Source organism: Cellulomonas sp. RIT-PI-Y (assembly GCF_025642745.1).
Taxonomy (GTDB): Bacteria; Actinomycetota; Actinomycetes; order Actinomycetales; family Cellulomonadaceae; genus Cellulomonas.
Map to the genome: position 1 here is coordinate 13810 of NZ_JANZKP010000046.1, position 13537 is coordinate 27346.

At 72.3% G+C, this 13537-nt stretch carries 16 protein-coding genes; 7 read left to right on the top strand and 9 right to left on the bottom strand.

Annotated elements, in window-relative coordinates; translation table 11 throughout:
* Positions 1-8 precede the first annotated feature (8 nt).
* Positions 9-737, bottom strand: coding sequence for a 3-oxoacyl-ACP reductase FabG (gene fabG / locus OGL89_RS13255; RefSeq protein ID WP_346770715.1), 729 nt, complete (start codon positions 735-737; stop codon positions 9-11).
* Positions 738-887: 150 nt separating this feature from the next.
* Between fabG and OGL89_RS13260 the strand changes: the two genes are divergently transcribed.
* The 3 genes from OGL89_RS13260 to OGL89_RS13270 are packed head-to-tail and all read left to right on the top strand — an operon-like array spanning position 888 to position 2306.
* Positions 888-1205, top strand: a complete 318-nt coding sequence (locus tag OGL89_RS13260) for a DUF3099 domain-containing protein (protein WP_263120628.1) — start codon at positions 888-890, stop codon at positions 1203-1205.
* On the top strand, positions 1195-1443 hold the full coding sequence (locus OGL89_RS13265; RefSeq protein ID WP_263120629.1) for a hypothetical protein: 249 nt from the start codon (positions 1195-1197) through the stop codon (positions 1441-1443). The genes OGL89_RS13260 and OGL89_RS13265 overlap by 11 nt, the downstream gene beginning before the upstream one ends.
* Positions 1440-2306 carry an SURF1 family protein gene (locus OGL89_RS13270; protein ID WP_263120630.1) on the top strand — a complete coding sequence of 289 codons (867 nt, stop codon included), beginning with the start codon at positions 1440-1442 and terminating at the stop codon, positions 2304-2306. Before OGL89_RS13265 ends, OGL89_RS13270 begins: the two co-directional genes overlap by 4 nt.
* Before the next feature lie 84 nt (positions 2307-2390).
* Here OGL89_RS13270 and OGL89_RS13275 read toward each other — a convergent pair whose 3' ends face one another.
* Positions 2391-3989 (bottom strand): ABC-F family ATP-binding cassette domain-containing protein, encoded by a 1599-nt coding sequence (locus tag OGL89_RS13275; protein WP_263120631.1) that lies wholly within the window; start codon positions 3987-3989, stop codon positions 2391-2393.
* A 289-nt stretch (positions 3990-4278) separates the two neighbouring features.
* On the opposite strand from OGL89_RS13275, the gene OGL89_RS13280 reads away from it, so the two are divergent.
* The 4 genes from OGL89_RS13280 (at position 4279) to OGL89_RS13295 (ending at position 7316) form a co-directional block, all read left to right on the top strand.
* Entirely contained in the window at positions 4279-4908 is a 630-nt protein-coding gene (locus tag OGL89_RS13280; protein WP_263120632.1) for a biotin transporter BioY, read from the top strand.
* Positions 4909-5000: 92 nt separating this feature from the next.
* Positions 5001-5654 (top strand): energy-coupling factor ABC transporter ATP-binding protein, encoded by a 654-nt coding sequence (locus tag OGL89_RS13285; protein ID WP_263120642.1) that lies wholly within the window; start codon positions 5001-5003, stop codon positions 5652-5654.
* Positions 5651-6283: an energy-coupling factor transporter transmembrane protein EcfT gene (locus tag OGL89_RS13290; RefSeq protein WP_263120633.1), complete on the top strand. Its 633-nt coding sequence runs from the start codon at positions 5651-5653 to the stop codon at positions 6281-6283. The genes OGL89_RS13285 and OGL89_RS13290 overlap by 4 nt, the downstream gene beginning before the upstream one ends.
* A gap of 139 nt (positions 6284-6422) precedes the next feature.
* Positions 6423-7316, top strand: coding sequence for a neutral zinc metallopeptidase (locus OGL89_RS13295; RefSeq protein WP_263120634.1), 894 nt, complete (start codon positions 6423-6425; stop codon positions 7314-7316).
* Positions 7317-7410: 94 nt separating this feature from the next.
* Here the strand turns inward: OGL89_RS13295 and OGL89_RS13300 are convergent, their stop codons facing one another.
* The 7 genes from OGL89_RS13300 to sufB all read right to left on the bottom strand — a co-directional run bounded on the left by OGL89_RS13300 (position 7411) and on the right by sufB (position 13492).
* Positions 7411-7743, bottom strand: coding sequence for a metal-sulfur cluster assembly factor (locus tag OGL89_RS13300; RefSeq protein ID WP_263120635.1), 333 nt, complete (start codon positions 7741-7743; stop codon positions 7411-7413).
* Positions 7740-8219: a Fe-S cluster assembly sulfur transfer protein SufU gene (sufU, locus tag OGL89_RS13305; RefSeq protein ID WP_263120636.1), complete on the bottom strand. Its 480-nt coding sequence runs from the start codon at positions 8217-8219 to the stop codon at positions 7740-7742. The genes OGL89_RS13300 and sufU overlap by 4 nt, the downstream gene beginning before the upstream one ends.
* 1 nt (position 8220) lies before the next feature.
* Entirely contained in the window at positions 8221-9507 is a 1287-nt protein-coding gene (locus tag OGL89_RS13310; RefSeq protein WP_263120637.1) for a SufS family cysteine desulfurase, read from the bottom strand.
* A 61-nt stretch (positions 9508-9568) separates the two neighbouring features.
* Positions 9569-10327, bottom strand: a complete 759-nt coding sequence (sufC, locus tag OGL89_RS13315; protein WP_263120638.1) for a Fe-S cluster assembly ATPase SufC — start codon at positions 10325-10327, stop codon at positions 9569-9571.
* Positions 10328-10354: 27 nt separating this feature from the next.
* A complete protein-coding gene (locus OGL89_RS13320) occupies positions 10355-10678 on the bottom strand; it encodes a non-heme iron oxygenase ferredoxin subunit (RefSeq protein ID WP_263120639.1) in 324 nt (107 codons plus the stop codon).
* A gap of 61 nt (positions 10679-10739) precedes the next feature.
* Positions 10740-12086, bottom strand: coding sequence for a Fe-S cluster assembly protein SufD (gene sufD, locus OGL89_RS13325; RefSeq protein ID WP_263120640.1), 1347 nt, complete (start codon positions 12084-12086; stop codon positions 10740-10742).
* Positions 12086-13492 carry a Fe-S cluster assembly protein SufB gene (sufB, locus tag OGL89_RS13330; RefSeq protein ID WP_263120643.1) on the bottom strand — a complete coding sequence of 469 codons (1407 nt, stop codon included), beginning with the start codon at positions 13490-13492 and terminating at the stop codon, positions 12086-12088. The genes sufD and sufB overlap by 1 nt, the downstream gene beginning before the upstream one ends.
* Positions 13493-13537: the final 45 nt, after the last annotated feature.

The window sequence follows — 13537 nt, forward strand, 5'->3', positions numbered from 1 at the left end:
GGAAGAAGTCAGTGACCCATGCCGAGGCCGCCGTCGACCGGCAGCACGGCACCGGAGATGTACCCGGCGGCGGGCGAGGCGAGGAACTCCACCGCGGCGGCGATGTCGTCGGCGGCGCCGAACCGTCCCGCGGGGATCGAGGACAGGTACGCGGCCTGGCGGTCGTCCGGGAGCGACTCGGTCATCGCGGTCTCGATGAAGCCCGGGGCGACGACGTTCGCGGTGATCCCGCGTCCGCCGAGCTCACGGGTGATCGAGCGGGCCATGCCGACCAGGCCGGCCTTGCTCGCGGTGTAGTTGATCTGCCCGGCGTTGCCGTAGAGGCCGACCACGGAACCGATCATCACGATCCGCCCGCGACGGAGCCGGATCATGCCCGTGGACGCCCGGCGGATGCAGCGGAAGACACCGGTCAGGTTGACGTCCAGCACCGCCTCGAAGTCCTCGTCGGACATCCGCATCAGCAGGCCGTCCCGGGTGACCCCGGCGTTGGCGACCAGCACCTCGACCGGCCCGTGCGCCTGCTCGATCTGCGCGAAGGCCGCGTCGACCGCGGCGGTGTCGGCGACGTCGCCCGGCACGGCCAGCACCCCCTCGGGCACGTCGCCGCCGGCACGGACCAGCGTGGCGACCCGGTCGCCCTGCGCGACGAAGCGCTCGGCGATCGCCCGGCCGATGCCACGGGTGGCTCCGGTCACGAGCACGCTGCGGGGCTGGGGGCCTGGGTTCTCAGTCACGTTCACCGACGCTAACCGAGCCGGACCGTCCGCACCGTGCAACACGGCGGCACACGTTGCGGGCCGGTCGTTGTCCGAATCGCACAATCCGGTGACCAGCGCCACGCCCGCCGACCCGGCGGCCGGCCGTCCACGCGCCTACGATCAGATGTGCCCAGGCGGACCCCTCCCGCAGTCAGCGTCACCAGTGCCCCGCAGTCGCTGGCCGCCGACCAGTCCCGGCGCGCCTCCCGCTACCTGATCCAGATGGGGATCCGGGTGGCCTGCTTCCTGCTCGCCGTGCTGCTCTGGCGGCACGTGCCGGTGTGGGTGAGCATCCTGCTGATCGTCGGGGCGGTCGTGCTGCCGTACACCGCGGTGCTGTTCGCCAACGCCGGTCGGGAGCGGGTCGCGGGCGGGACGGCGGTCGCGCCCCCGGAGCTGACCACGGGCCCCGCCCCCTCCACGAAGGACGCCGATGACCGCTGAGGCCCCCGAGGTGATCTGCTCCGCCCGCGGCTGCCGCGGGGACGCGACCTGGGGCGTGCTCTGGAACAACCCCACACTGCACACCCCGGACCGGCGCAAGGTCTGGCTGGCCTGCGACGCACACCGCGAGCAGTTGGAGGAGTACCTGCGCGCCCGGCTGTTCTGGAAGCAGACCGTGCCGGTCGCCGACCTGGACCGGATCGAGCTGGGCGAGCGTCCGGGGCCGTTCGGCCGATGACCCTGTCCCCCGCCGCCCGACGCGCGACCGGCCTGGTGCTGCTCGCGATCGTCCTGGCGACCGCCTGCACCTTCCTCGGCCGCTGGCAGTGGAACCGGCACGTGAACCGGGACGCGGCGATCCGCCTGGTGCAGACCAACTACGACGCGGACCCGGTGCCGCTGGCCGACCTGGTGCCCACCGTCGACGACACCCTCGACCCGGCGCGGGTCTGGCACCCGGTCACCGTCACCGGCACCTACGACGTGGACGCGACCGTGCTGCTCAGGAATCGCCCGGTGGACAGCCAGCCCGGCTTCCACGTGCTGGTCCCGCTGGTCCAGTCCGACGGCACCGCGCTGATCGTCGACCGCGGGTGGGTGGCCTGGGACGACGACGCCTCCGGCGAGGTCGACGTGCCCGCCCCGCCCGCCGGCGAGGTCAGCGTCACCGCGCGACTGCGCCCGCAGGAGGTCGCGAGCGGTCGCAGCGCCCCCGCCGGACAGGTCCAGGCGATCAACGTCGACCAGGTGCTCGCCGCGGGCGACGCCGACGGCCTCGAGGCGTACTCGAGCTACGGGGCCCTGGTCTCCGAGTCGCCCGCCGCGCCGACCGCCCTCGGCACGCTGCCGATGCCGAGCACCGACCCCGGCTCGCACCTGTCGTACGCGTTCCAGTGGTGGACGTTCGGGATCGGCGCGCTGGTCGGCTTCGGCTGGATGGCCCGGCGCGAGCTCCTGGACGAGCGCGGCGTCCCCCGCGGACCGGGCGTCGCACTCGGCGATCTGCTCCCGGCCGAGGACGGCACGGTCCGGGTCCCCCGGCGTCGCCGCGTCTCGGACGAGGACACCGAGGACGCCCTCATCGACGCGCAGCTCCCATAACGGCCAGCCTCCCGCCGAGAAGCCACACTCCGTCGTTCCGCGGGCGATATGGGCGACAGAATGTGGCTTCTCAGCGGGAGGGGGTCAGGCGAGGGTGACCAGGTCGAGGTAGCTGGCGTTCCACATGTCCTCGTCGCCGTCGGGCAGCAGGACGACCCGCTCGGGCTGCAGGGCCTCGACGGCGCCCTCGTCGTGGGAGACCAGGACGACCGCACCGGTGTACGAGCGCAGCGCGGTCAGGATCTCCTCGCGGGAGGCCGGGTCGAGGTTGTTGGTCGGCTCGTCCAGCAGGAGGACGTTCGCGCTGGACACGACCAGGGCCGCGAGCGCCAACCGGGTCTTCTCACCGCCGGAGAGCACCCCGGCCGGCTTGTCCGCGTCGTCGCCGGAGAACAGGAACGAGCCGAGCACGGACCGCACCTGGGTGTCGGTCAGGTCCGGCGCCTGCGAGCGCAGGTTCTCCACGACGGTGCGGTCCAGGTCGAGGGTCTCGTGCTCCTGCGCGTAGTAGCCGAGCTTGAGTCCGTGACCGGGGATGACCTCGCCGGTGTCCGGCTGCATGATCCCGCCGAGCATCCGCAGCAGGGTGGTCTTCCCGGCACCGTTGAGGCCGAGGACGACGACGCGGCTGCCCTTGTCGATCGCCAGGTCGACCCCGGCGAAGACCTCCTGCGAGCCGTAGGACTTGGACAGGTCCTCGGCGGTGAGCGGGGTCTTGCCGCACGGGGCAGGCTCGGGGAACCGCAGCTTGGCGACCTTGTCCTGCGCGCGGACCTCGTCCAGGCCGGACAGCAGCCGCTCGGCACGGCGGGCCATGTTCTGCGCGGCGACCGTCTTGGTGGCCTTGGCGCGCATCTTGTCCGCCTGGGCCATCAGGGCGGAGGCCTTCTTCTCCGCGTTGGCCCGTTCACGACGACGGCGCTTCTCGTCCGTCTCGCGCTGCTTGAGGTACGCGTCCCAGCCCAGGTTGTACTGGTCCAGCTCGCCGCGGTTGGCGTCCAGGTGGAACACCTTGTTGACGGTGGCGCGCAGCAGCTCGACGTCGTGGCTGATCACGATGAACCCGCCCGGGTACACCTTGAGGTAGTCGCGCAGCCAGCTGATCGAGTCGGCGTCCAGGTGGTTGGTCGGCTCGTCCAGCAGCAGGGTGTCCGCACCGGAGAACAGGATGCGGGCCAGCTCGACCCGGCGGCGCTGACCACCGGAGAGCGTGCCGAGCGTCTGGCCGAGCACCCGGTCGTCCAGACCCAGGTTCGCGGTGATCCGGTGCGCCTCGGACTCGGCCGCGTAGCCACCGCCCGCCGTGAACCGGGCCTCGAGCTTCTCGTACCGGTTCATCGCCTTGGTGCGCACCGCGTCGTCCTCGGAGGCCATCTCCGCCTCGGTCTGACGCATCTTGGCGATGACCTCGTCCAGGCCGCGTGCGGAGAACACCCGGTGCATGGCCAGCTGTTCCGGGTCGCCGGTCTTGGAGTCCTGCGGCAGGTAGCCGATGTCGCCCGAGCTGCTGATCGAGCCGGCGGTGGGCTGGGTCTCCCCGGAGAGCGTCTTGGTCAGGGTGGTCTTCCCGGCGCCGTTGCGGCCGACGAGTCCGATCCGGTCGCCCGCGGCCACCCGGAAGCTGGTCGGGGTGAGCAGCGTGCGTGCCCCGATCCGCAGCTCGACGCCCTGCGCTGTGATCACCGTGTCACTCCAGACGGGCCAGCGGCCCGATCGCGGCACCGAACCCCCGGTGGCGTGCGCCGATCCGGACGGGCTCGGCGACTGTGCGGAATCCTCCAGGTGCCGACCGACCGCCGGCACAAACGGCAGCCAGTCTACGGGCGGCACGACCGAGCGAGCACGTGCCGTGCCTCACTGGCGACTTCCTCCAACTCCGGCCGGGACGCTCTGTCCGCACGGCGGCTGCTCGGGGCCCGTTCCGCGAACTAGCGTGGCGGATCGGCGATCCCCGCCGACGACTGGAGGCCCCGTGTCCGACCCGCAGCCGCTGCCCGCCGTGCCCGGCACCACGCCATCGACCGACCTGCCGGTCCCGGTGACCCGCAGCTCGGCGGCGACCGACCTGGCGCTGATCGCGTCCTTCGCCGCGCTGGTCGCGGTGTGCGCGGTGCTGCCCGCCATCCCGGTGGGCGGCCCGGTGCCGATCACGCTGCAGACCTTCGCGGTGGCGTTGACCGGCCTGGTGCTCGGTCCGCGACGCGGGTTCCTCGCCCTGCTGCTCTACGTCGTGGTCGGCCTGGCCGGGCTGCCCGTGCTCTCCGGCGCGGTCGGCGGCCTGGGCGTGCTGGCCTCGGCCTCGGCGGGCTACCTGCTGTCCTTCCCGCTGGCGGCCGCGATCGCCGGGGCCGGGTCGCTGCTCGCACGCCGGGTGCCCGGTCGCTGGCAGGTGCCCGCGCTGTTCGCCTGCGCCACCGTCGCGAGCCTGGTCGTGGTGCATCCCCTCGGGATCGCGGTGATGGGCTGGCGGCTGGGCCTGTCCCCCGCCGAGGCGCTGACCGCCGGTGCGGTGTTCCTGCCCGGCGACCTGATCAAGAACGCGCTGGCCGCGGTGGTCGCCGCCGCGGTGCTGCGCGCCTTCCCGGAGCTGCGCCGCCGGTGATCGAGCTGCGGGGTGCCCTGGTCACCGCGGAGGCGCCGCGCGGCGGTGTCGGCCGTCGACGCGGGCCCGCCCCCGCCGACGGACCGGTCCGCATCCTCGGTCCGGTCGATCTCACCCTGCCGGAGCGCCGGATCGCCGTGGTCGGAGCGAACGGCTCCGGCAAGTCCACCCTGGCCCGGCTGCTCAACGGCCTGGCCCTGCCCGCGGCCGGCCGGGTGCTGGTCGACGGCCTGGACACCGCCCGGGACGGTCATGCCGTGCGTCGCCGGGTCGGGTTCCTGTTCACCGACCCGGACGCCCAGATCGTGATGCCGACCCCGGTCGAGGACGTGGCGCTCTCCCTGCGCCGCACCGGGGTCCCCGCCGGCGACCGCGACGCCCGGGCCCGCGAGGTCCTGGCCCGGGTCGGGCTGGCCGAGCGCGCCGATTTGCCGGTCCGTGCGCTGTCCGGCGGCCAGCGGCAGCTGCTGGCCCTGGCCGCCGTGCTGGCCACCGAGCCGGAGATCCTGGTCTGCGACGAGCCGACCACCCTGCTCGACCTGCGGTGGCGCCGGGTGATCACCGACCTGGTCGCGCACCTGGAGCAGCAGGTGGTGCTGGTGACCCACGACCTGAACGCGGCCGCACAGACGGACCGGGTGCTGGTGGTCGACGACGGGCGGATCGTCGCGGACGGCGCCCCGGAGCCGACTCTGGCGGCGTACCGGGCACTGATGGCTGCCGACGACGAGGTGCGGCCGAGGTGACCCGCGCGGCCCCTTCCGGACCGAGCCGGCCTGCCTCCGCCGAGACGAGTCGCCGCCGTGCGGCCCGCACCCACCGGGCGACCGTCGGGAAGCTGCTCGCGCTCGCCGCGCTCGGGATCGCGGTGGTCGTCCTGCGTGGTCCCTGGACGGCCGTGCTGTCCCTGGCCGCCGTCATCACCTGTGCCGCCGTCGCCCGCCTCCCGATGCGGGCCACCGCTCGCGCACTGCTGCCCGTCCTCGTCACCGCCGCCCTCGCCGCCGGGTACCAGTGGGTCACCCGCGGCCCGGACCTCGCCGTCGAGGTCGCCGCCGATCTGCTCACGCTGGTCCTCGCCGCGACCCTGGTCACCGCGACCACGCCCGCCGACCGGCTGCTCGACGTGCTGGCCCGCGCGATCCGGCCGTTGCGCGGGGTGGGCGTGAACCCGGACGCGGTCGCGCTGGCGGTCACCCTGCTGCTGCGCACCGTGCCGGAGATCGCCCGGGTGGTCGGCGAGGTCCGGGAGGCCGCCCGTGCGCGCGGCCTGGAGCGCGACCCCCGACTGTGGCTGACCCCGGCGGTGCTGCGGGTGGTCGGGCGGGCGCGGGACCAGGGCGAGGCGCTGGCGGCGCGCGGGATCCTGGACTGAGCGGACGCGACGGGCTGCTGCTCCTGCCGGACTCGCAGACGCCGTGGCTGACCTGGGCCCAGTCCCGCTCCTGACCCGTGGCACCGGGCCTCCGCTGCCCGCCGCGCGCGGGGCGAGGTGCGGCGCTACCGTCCCGGGCATGACGTTCCAGCACGGCGGGCAGTTCGAGGGCGGCCGGGTCCAGACCCGGCGTGGTGGTGGTCGCGGGCGCGGCATCGCGATCGGCGGCGGAGTCGGCGGACTGCTGGTCGTCCTGCTGGTGGCGCTGCTCGGCGGTGACCCGACCTCACTGCTGTCGGGCGACTCCGGCGGTGGCGCCGAGGAGCAGGGCGTGATCGCCGCGTGCGACGCCGAGCAGGCCAACAGCCAGCGCGAATGCCGCCTGAACGCGACCATCGAGGCGCTCGACACGTACTGGGTCGACGCGTTGCCGTCCGCGGGGGTCGAGGCCGGCGCCGAGGAGATCCAGCCCGGCGTCGTGTCCTTCGAGCAGGCTACGTCCACCGGCTGCGGAGACGCCTCGGCGAGCACCGGCCCGTTCTACTGCCCGACCGACCGCACGATCTACCTGGATCTCGGCTTCTACGACCTGCTGTCCAGCCAGTACGGCGCGTCCGGGGGCAGCCTCGCGGAGATGTACGTCGTGGCCCACGAGTACGGCCACCACATCCAGCAGCTCAGCGGGGTGTTCGACCGCACCGACCGCTCCGGCACCGGCGACGACTCCGACTCCGTCCGGGTGGAGCTCCAGGCCGACTGCTACGCCGGTCTGTGGGCCGGGCATGCGGCGAGCACCGAGGACCCCGAGACCGGCGTGACCTACCTGGAGCCGATCAGCCAGACCGAGCTCGCCGATGCGCTGTCCGCGGCCGCGGCCGTCGGCGACGACCACATCCAGCAGCAGTCCGGCGGCGGGGTGGACCCGGACACCTGGACCCACGGGTCGAGCGAGCAGCGCCAGCGCTGGTTCACCACCGGGTACGAGGGCGGCACGCTGGCGGCGTGCGACACCTTCGGGGTCACCACCCCCTGAGCCAACGTCCGCGGCGCGACGACGGAGCCGGCGGAACACGACGGAGCACCCGCCGGTTCCCCGACGGGCGCTCCTCCGCTGACTCACCTCACGCTCAGATGTTGAACCCCAGCGCCCGCATCATCGCGCGGCCGTCGTCCGTGATCCGCTCCGGGCCCCACGGCGGCATCCAGACCCAGTTGATCCGGAAACTGTCGACCAGGCCCTCCAGGGACTGACCGGCCTGGTCCTCGATCACGTCGGTCAGCGGACAGGCCGCCGACGTCAGGGTCATGTCGATGGTGACGTGCCGGTTCGGTTCCAGCGCGATCCCGTAGATCAGCCCCAGGTCGACGATGTTGACCCCGAGCTCGGGGTCGATGACGTCGCGGAGGGCCTCCTCGATGTCGGCCGCGTTCGCGGGGGCGGCCTGCGCGGATTCGGTCATCGTGTCTCCTCGGTTCCGGCGGCCTGGGAGACCGCGTCCTTCATCGCCGACCAGCCCAGCAGCGCGCACTTGATCCGGGCCGGGTAGCGGGCCACCCCGACGAAGGCGACCGCGTCGCCCAGCGGGTCGTCCTCGTCGTCGGCCCGCGACTCCCATGCTGCGGGCAGTTCGCCCCGGGAGTCCATCAGCTCGCGGAACTCCCCGGACAGGTCCATCGCCTCCGTGACCGGACGACCGGTCACCGCCTGCGCCATTACGGACGCGGACGCCTGGGAGATACTGCAGCCCTGACCGGTCCAGGTCAGCTCGGCGATGCTCCCGCCGTCGACCCGGACCCGGAGGGTGACCTCGTCGCCGCAGGTCGGGTTCACGTGGTGCACCTCGACGTCGTACGCCTCCTGCTCCCCGCGGTGCGCGGGGTGCTTGGCGTGGTCGAGGATGAGCTGCTGGTACAGCTGTTCCATTCCGGTGCTCATGTCAGTCCTCCAGACCGAAGAACGTCCGGACCCCGGCCAGAGCTTCCCGGAACACCGCGATCTCCTCCACGGTGGTGTAGACCGCCGCCGACGCGCGCGCCGTGGCGGCCACCCCGAACCGGCGGTGCAGCGGCTGCGCGCAGTGGTGGCCGACCCGCACGGCGACCCCCGCGTCGTCCAGCACCTGGCCGACGTCGTGGGCGTGCACCCCGTCGACCACGAACGACACGGCGGCGAGCCGGTGCTCCGGCGTGGTCGGCCCGATGATCCGCACCCCGGGCACGGAGGACACCGCGTCCAGCAGGGCGACGGTCAGCTCGGCCTCATGCGCGGCGACCGCGTCCATGCCGAGCTCGCCGAGGTAGGTCGCCGCGGCGCCCATCGCGACGGCCTGGGAGACCATCTGGGTGCCGGCCTCGAACCGGCGCGGCGGCGGGGCGTAAGTGGTCGACTCCATGGTGACGACCTCGACCATCGACCCGCCGGTGGTGACCGGGGGCATGGCCTCCAGCAGCTCGCGGCGGCCGTAGAGCGCGCCGACGCCGGTGGGTCCGAGCATCTTGTGCCCGGAGAACGCAGCGAAGTCGACCCCGAGGGCGTGCAGGTCCACCGGCAGGTGCGGCACGGACTGGCAGGCGTCCAGCACGGTCAACGCGCCGACCTCGCGGGCGCGGGCGACCAGCGGCGCCACGTCGGTGATCGCACCGGTGACGTTGGAGGCGTGGGTGAAGGCCAGCACCCGGGTGCGCTCGCTCACCACGTCAGCGAGGCCGGACAGGTCGATCCGCCCGTCGTCGGTGACGCCGAGCCAGCGCAGGGTGGCGCCGGTGCGGGCCGCCAGCTCCTGCCACGGGACCAGGTTCGCGTGGTGCTCCAGCTCGGTGACCACGATCTCGTCGCCGGGGGCCAGCGCGAACCGCCGGGCCGCCGCTCCCCCACGCCCGGCGGTGGCGTTGGACATCGCGTAGGCCACCAGGTTGATCGCGGCGGTGGCGTTCGAGGTCCAGACGATCTCGTCCTCGTCGGCCCCGACGAAGCGGGCGACCTGGGCGCGCGCGTTCTCGAAGGCCTCGGTGGCCTCCTCGGCGAGCTGGTGTGCGCCGCGGTGCACGGCGGCGTTGCGCTGGGTGTAGAAGTCCTGCTCGGCGTCCAGCACCACCTCGGGCTTCTGCGAGGTCGCACCCGAGTCGAGGTAGACCAGCGGCCGTCCGCCGCGCACCGTCCGGGTGAGCAGCGGGAAGTCCGCGCGCACGGCGGCCAGCTCGGCCGCCCCCAGGGTTGTCGTCACGTCATTCCTCGTTCCAGGGGGCCGCTGCCCCGGATGCCCGGGACGGCGGCCGTACGGATGATCAGGCGGAGGGGACCAGGAACCGGTCGTAGCCCTCGTTCTCCAGGCGCTCCGCCAGCTCCGGACCGCCCTCCTCCGCGACCCGGCCGTCCACGAACACGTGCACGAAGTCGGGCTGGATGTAGCGCAGGATCCGGGTGTAGTGCGTGATCAGCAGCACGCCGACGTCGGAGGTCTCCCGGACCCGGTTCACACCCTCGGACACGATGCGCAGTGCGTCGACGTCCAGGCCGGAGTCGGTCTCGTCCAGGATGGCGATCTTCGGCTTGAGCAGCTCCATCTGGAGGATCTCGTGCCGCTTCTTCTCACCGCCGGAGAAGCCCTCGTTCACCGAGCGCTCGGAGAACTCCGGGTCCATCCGAAGCTTCTCCATCGCCACGTTGACGTCCTTGATCCAGGACCGCAGGGCGGGGGCCTCGCCGTCGATCGCCGTCTTGGCGGTCCGCAGGAAGTTCGACACGGACACGCCCGGCACCTCGACCGGGTACTGCATGGCCAGGAACATGCCGGCGCGGGCACGCTCGTCCACGCTCATCGCCAGCACGTCCTCCCCGTCCAGGGTGACGGTGCCGGAGGTGATCTGGTACTTCGGGTGACCGGCCAGCGAGTAGGCCAGGGTCGACTTGCCGGAGCCGTTCGGGCCCATGATGGCGTGGGTCTCGCCGGAGCGGATGGTCAGGTCGACGCCGCGCAGGATGGGCTTGGGGCCCTCCTTGGTCTCGACGCTGACGTGCAGGTCGCGGATCTCCAGGGTGGACATCTCTATCTCCTCTTCAAGCTCAAGAACTCAACCGACGTCGACGAGCACGCGCTCGCCGTCGAGGGTCAGGGGGTAGACGGGGACGGGGCGGACCGCGGGCGGCCCGAGGGGCTCGCCGGTCCGCAGGTCGAAGCGGGATCCGTGCAGCCAGCACTCGACGGCGCAGTCCTCCACCTCACCGTCGGACAGCGAGACCGCACCGTGCGAGCAGATGTCGCTGATCGCGTGCAGGCTGCCGTCCTCGGCGCGGACCACGGCCACCTCGACGACGCCCGACGGGCCCTCCAGCTCGACGCGCAGCGCGCCGGCCTCGGGGACGTCCTGCGTGTAGCAGGCGAGCTGAGCGGTCATCTCGGGGCCCCCGCGAGGTCGCGAGCGCCGGGAGTTCTGCGGGCACTGCCGTGCGGTGTGATCACAGCTTCTCGTCCGCGCTCGTCACGCTCGCGGGCTCGGACAGGATCGCCCGCTCGCCGTCGGTCTGCTCGGTCACGTCGGAGGCGAAGTCGCCGCCAGCAGTGCTCTCGGTGCCGAGGGCACTCGCGAACTCCGACATGGACTGGGCCAGCTCGCGCTCGATCGCGTCGATCAGCCGGGCCTCGACCTCCGGCACGCCGATCTCGTTGATCAGCTCCGCGAAGAACCCACGGACCACCAGTCGGCGGGCGTCGGTCTCCGGGATGCCACGGGCCTGCAGGTAGAACAGCTGCTCGTCGTCGAACCGGCCGGTGGCGCTGGCGTGGCCGGCGCCCTCGATCAGACCGGTCTCGATCTCCAGGTTCGGCACCGAGTCGGAACGCGCCCCGTCGGTGAGCACCAGGTTCCGGTTCAGCTCGTAGGTGTCGGTGCCCTCGGCCGCCGCGCGGATCAGCACGTCGCCGACCCACACCGTGTGCGCGCCCTCGCCCTGCAGCGCGCCCTTGTAGGTGACCCGGGACTTGCAGTTCGGCACCGCGTGGTCGACGAACAACCGCTGCTCCTGGTGCTGCCCCGCGTCCGCGAAGTACACCCCGAGCATCTCGACTGAGCCTCCTTCACCGACGAATTCGGCATCTGGGGTCAGCCGGACCACGTCGCCGCCCAGGGTGACCACGATGTGCTTGACCGTGGCGTCCCGGCCGATCCGGACCCGGTGCGCCGCGTTGTGCACGGCGCCCTCGGCCCAGTCCTGCACCGAGACCACGGTCAGGTGCGCACCGTCCTCGGCCACGACCTCGACCGTCTCGGTCAGGTTCGCCCCGCCGACGTGGTCGATCACCACGGTCGCCTGGGACAGCGGCTTGGCGTGCACCAGGATGTGCGCCGCGCTCGGCTCGTCGTTGCCCTCGACGCCCTCGACCCGGACCGAGGTGACCGCGGAGGCCACCGCCTCGGCCGGAACGGTGACGACGGTGGCGCGCGGCGCGGAGGCCCAGGCCACGGCGGCGGCCCGGTCACCGGGCTTGCCGGCCAGGCCCAGCCGGGCGTCGTCGCGGTCCACGATCTCGACCGTGACCTCGGGGGCGTCCACCACGGTGGTCAGCACGCCGTGCCCCGTGAGCTTGCCGTCGGTGTCCGCGGCGAACAGCGGGGCCAGCCGGTCGACCGGGGAGAACCGCCACTCCTCCTCACGACCGTTCGGCACCGGGAAGTCACCGACCTCGAAGGAGGTGAGCCGGGCGGCGCGCGACGACTCGGGCGTCGCACCGACCCCGTGCGAGTGCGCCTCGTCGGCGGTCGCGCGGGAGTGGTCGGTCGACAGGTTCTGTGTGGTGGTCGACATCAGCCGACGGCCCCTTCCATCTGCAGCTCGATCAGGCGGTTCAGCTCGAGCGCGTACTCCATCGGCAGCTCACGCGCGATGGGCTCGACGAACCCGCGCACGATCATCGCCATGGCCTCGGTCTCGGTCATGCCGCGGGACATCAGGTAGAACAGCTGGTCCTCGGACACCCGGGAGACCGTCGCCTCGTGGCCCATCGACACGTCGTCCTCGCGGACGTCCACGTAGGGATAGGTGTCCGAGCGGGAGATCTGGTCGACCAGCAGCGCGTCGCAGAGCACGTTGGAGGCCGAGTGCGACGCCCCCTCCAGCACCTGCACCAGACCGCGGTAGGAGGTCCGGCCACCACCGCGGGCGACCGACTTCGACACGATCGAGGACGAGGTGTGCGGCGCGGCGTGCACCATCTTGCAGCCGGCGTCCTGGTGCTGGCCCTCACCGGCGAAGGCGATGGACAGCGTCTCCCCGCGGGCGTGCTCGCCCAGCAGGTAGATCGCCGGGTACTTCATGGTGACCTTGGAGCCGATGTTGCCGTCGACCCACTCCATGGTGGCGCCCTCGGCCGCGGTGGCCCGCTTGGTGACCAGGTTGTACACGTTGTTGGACCAGTTCTGGATGGTCGTGTACCGCACCCGGGCGTTCTTCTTCACGATGATCTCGACCACCGCGGAGTGCAGCGAGTCGGACTGGTAGATCGGCGCGGTACAGCCCTCGACGTAGTGCACGTAGGAGCCCTCGTCCGCGATGATCAGCGTCCGCTCGAACTGGCCCATGTTCTCGGTGTTGATCCGGAAGTAGGCCTGCAGCGGGATCTCCACGTGCACGCCCGGCGGGACGTACACGAACGAGCCACCGGACCAGACGGCGGTGTTCAGCGAGCCGAACTTGTTGTCGCCCGGGGGGATCACGGAGCCGAAGTACTGCTCGAACAGCTCGGGGTACTCGCGCAGGCCGGTGTCGGTGTCCACGAAGATGACGCCCTGCGCCTCCAGGTCCTCGCGGATCTGGTGGTAGACGACCTCGGACTCGTACTGGGCGGCGACGCCCGCGACCAGGCGCTGCTTCTCCGCCTCGGGGATGCCCAGCCGGTCGTAGGTGTTCCGGATGTCCTCCGGCAGTTCCTCCCAGGAGGTCGCCTGCTGCTCGGTGGACCGCACGAAGTACTTGATGTTGTCGAAGTCGATCCCCGACAGGTCCGCGCCCCACCAGGGCATCGGCTTCTTGTCGAACAGGCGCAGCGCCTTGAGCCGGGTCTTGAGCATCCACTCCGGCTCGTTCTTCAGCGCGGAGATCTCCCGCACGACGTCCTCGCTCAGCCCGCGACGCGCCAGGGCGCCCGCGGTGTCGGTGTCGTGCCAGCCGTACTCGTAGTTACCGATCGAGGCGATGGCCTCGTCCTGGGTCATCGGCTCGGTGGGGGCCGCGACCGGCGGTGTTCCTTCGGCCTGTGT

What these genes read in the sequence shown, in the direction of transcription:
- OGL89_RS13265 (WP_263120629.1), top strand. Translation starts at nt 1,195, where the DNA reads ATGACCGCTGAGGCCCCCGAGGTGATCTGCTCCGCCCGCGGCTGCCGC.
- OGL89_RS13270 (WP_263120630.1), top strand. Translation starts at nt 1,440, where the DNA reads ATGACCCTGTCCCCCGCCGCCCGACGCGCGACCGGCCTGGTGCTGCTC.
- OGL89_RS13295 (WP_263120634.1), top strand. Translation starts at nt 6,423, where the DNA reads ATGACGTTCCAGCACGGCGGGCAGTTCGAGGGCGGCCGGGTCCAGACC.
- OGL89_RS13300 (WP_263120635.1), bottom strand. Translation starts at nt 7,743, where the DNA reads ATGACCGAATCCGCGCAGGCCGCCCCCGCGAACGCGGCCGACATCGAG.
- sufU (WP_263120636.1), bottom strand. Translation starts at nt 8,219, where the DNA reads ATGAGCACCGGAATGGAACAGCTGTACCAGCAGCTCATCCTCGACCAC.
- sufC (WP_263120638.1), bottom strand. Translation starts at nt 10,327, where the DNA reads ATGTCCACCCTGGAGATCCGCGACCTGCACGTCAGCGTCGAGACCAAG.
- OGL89_RS13320 (WP_263120639.1), bottom strand. Translation starts at nt 10,678, where the DNA reads ATGACCGCTCAGCTCGCCTGCTACACGCAGGACGTCCCCGAGGCCGGC.
- sufD (WP_263120640.1), bottom strand. Translation starts at nt 12,086, where the DNA reads ATGTCGACCACCACACAGAACCTGTCGACCGACCACTCCCGCGCGACC.
- sufB (WP_263120643.1), bottom strand. Translation starts at nt 13,492, where the DNA reads ATGACCCAGGACGAGGCCATCGCCTCGATCGGTAACTACGAGTACGGC.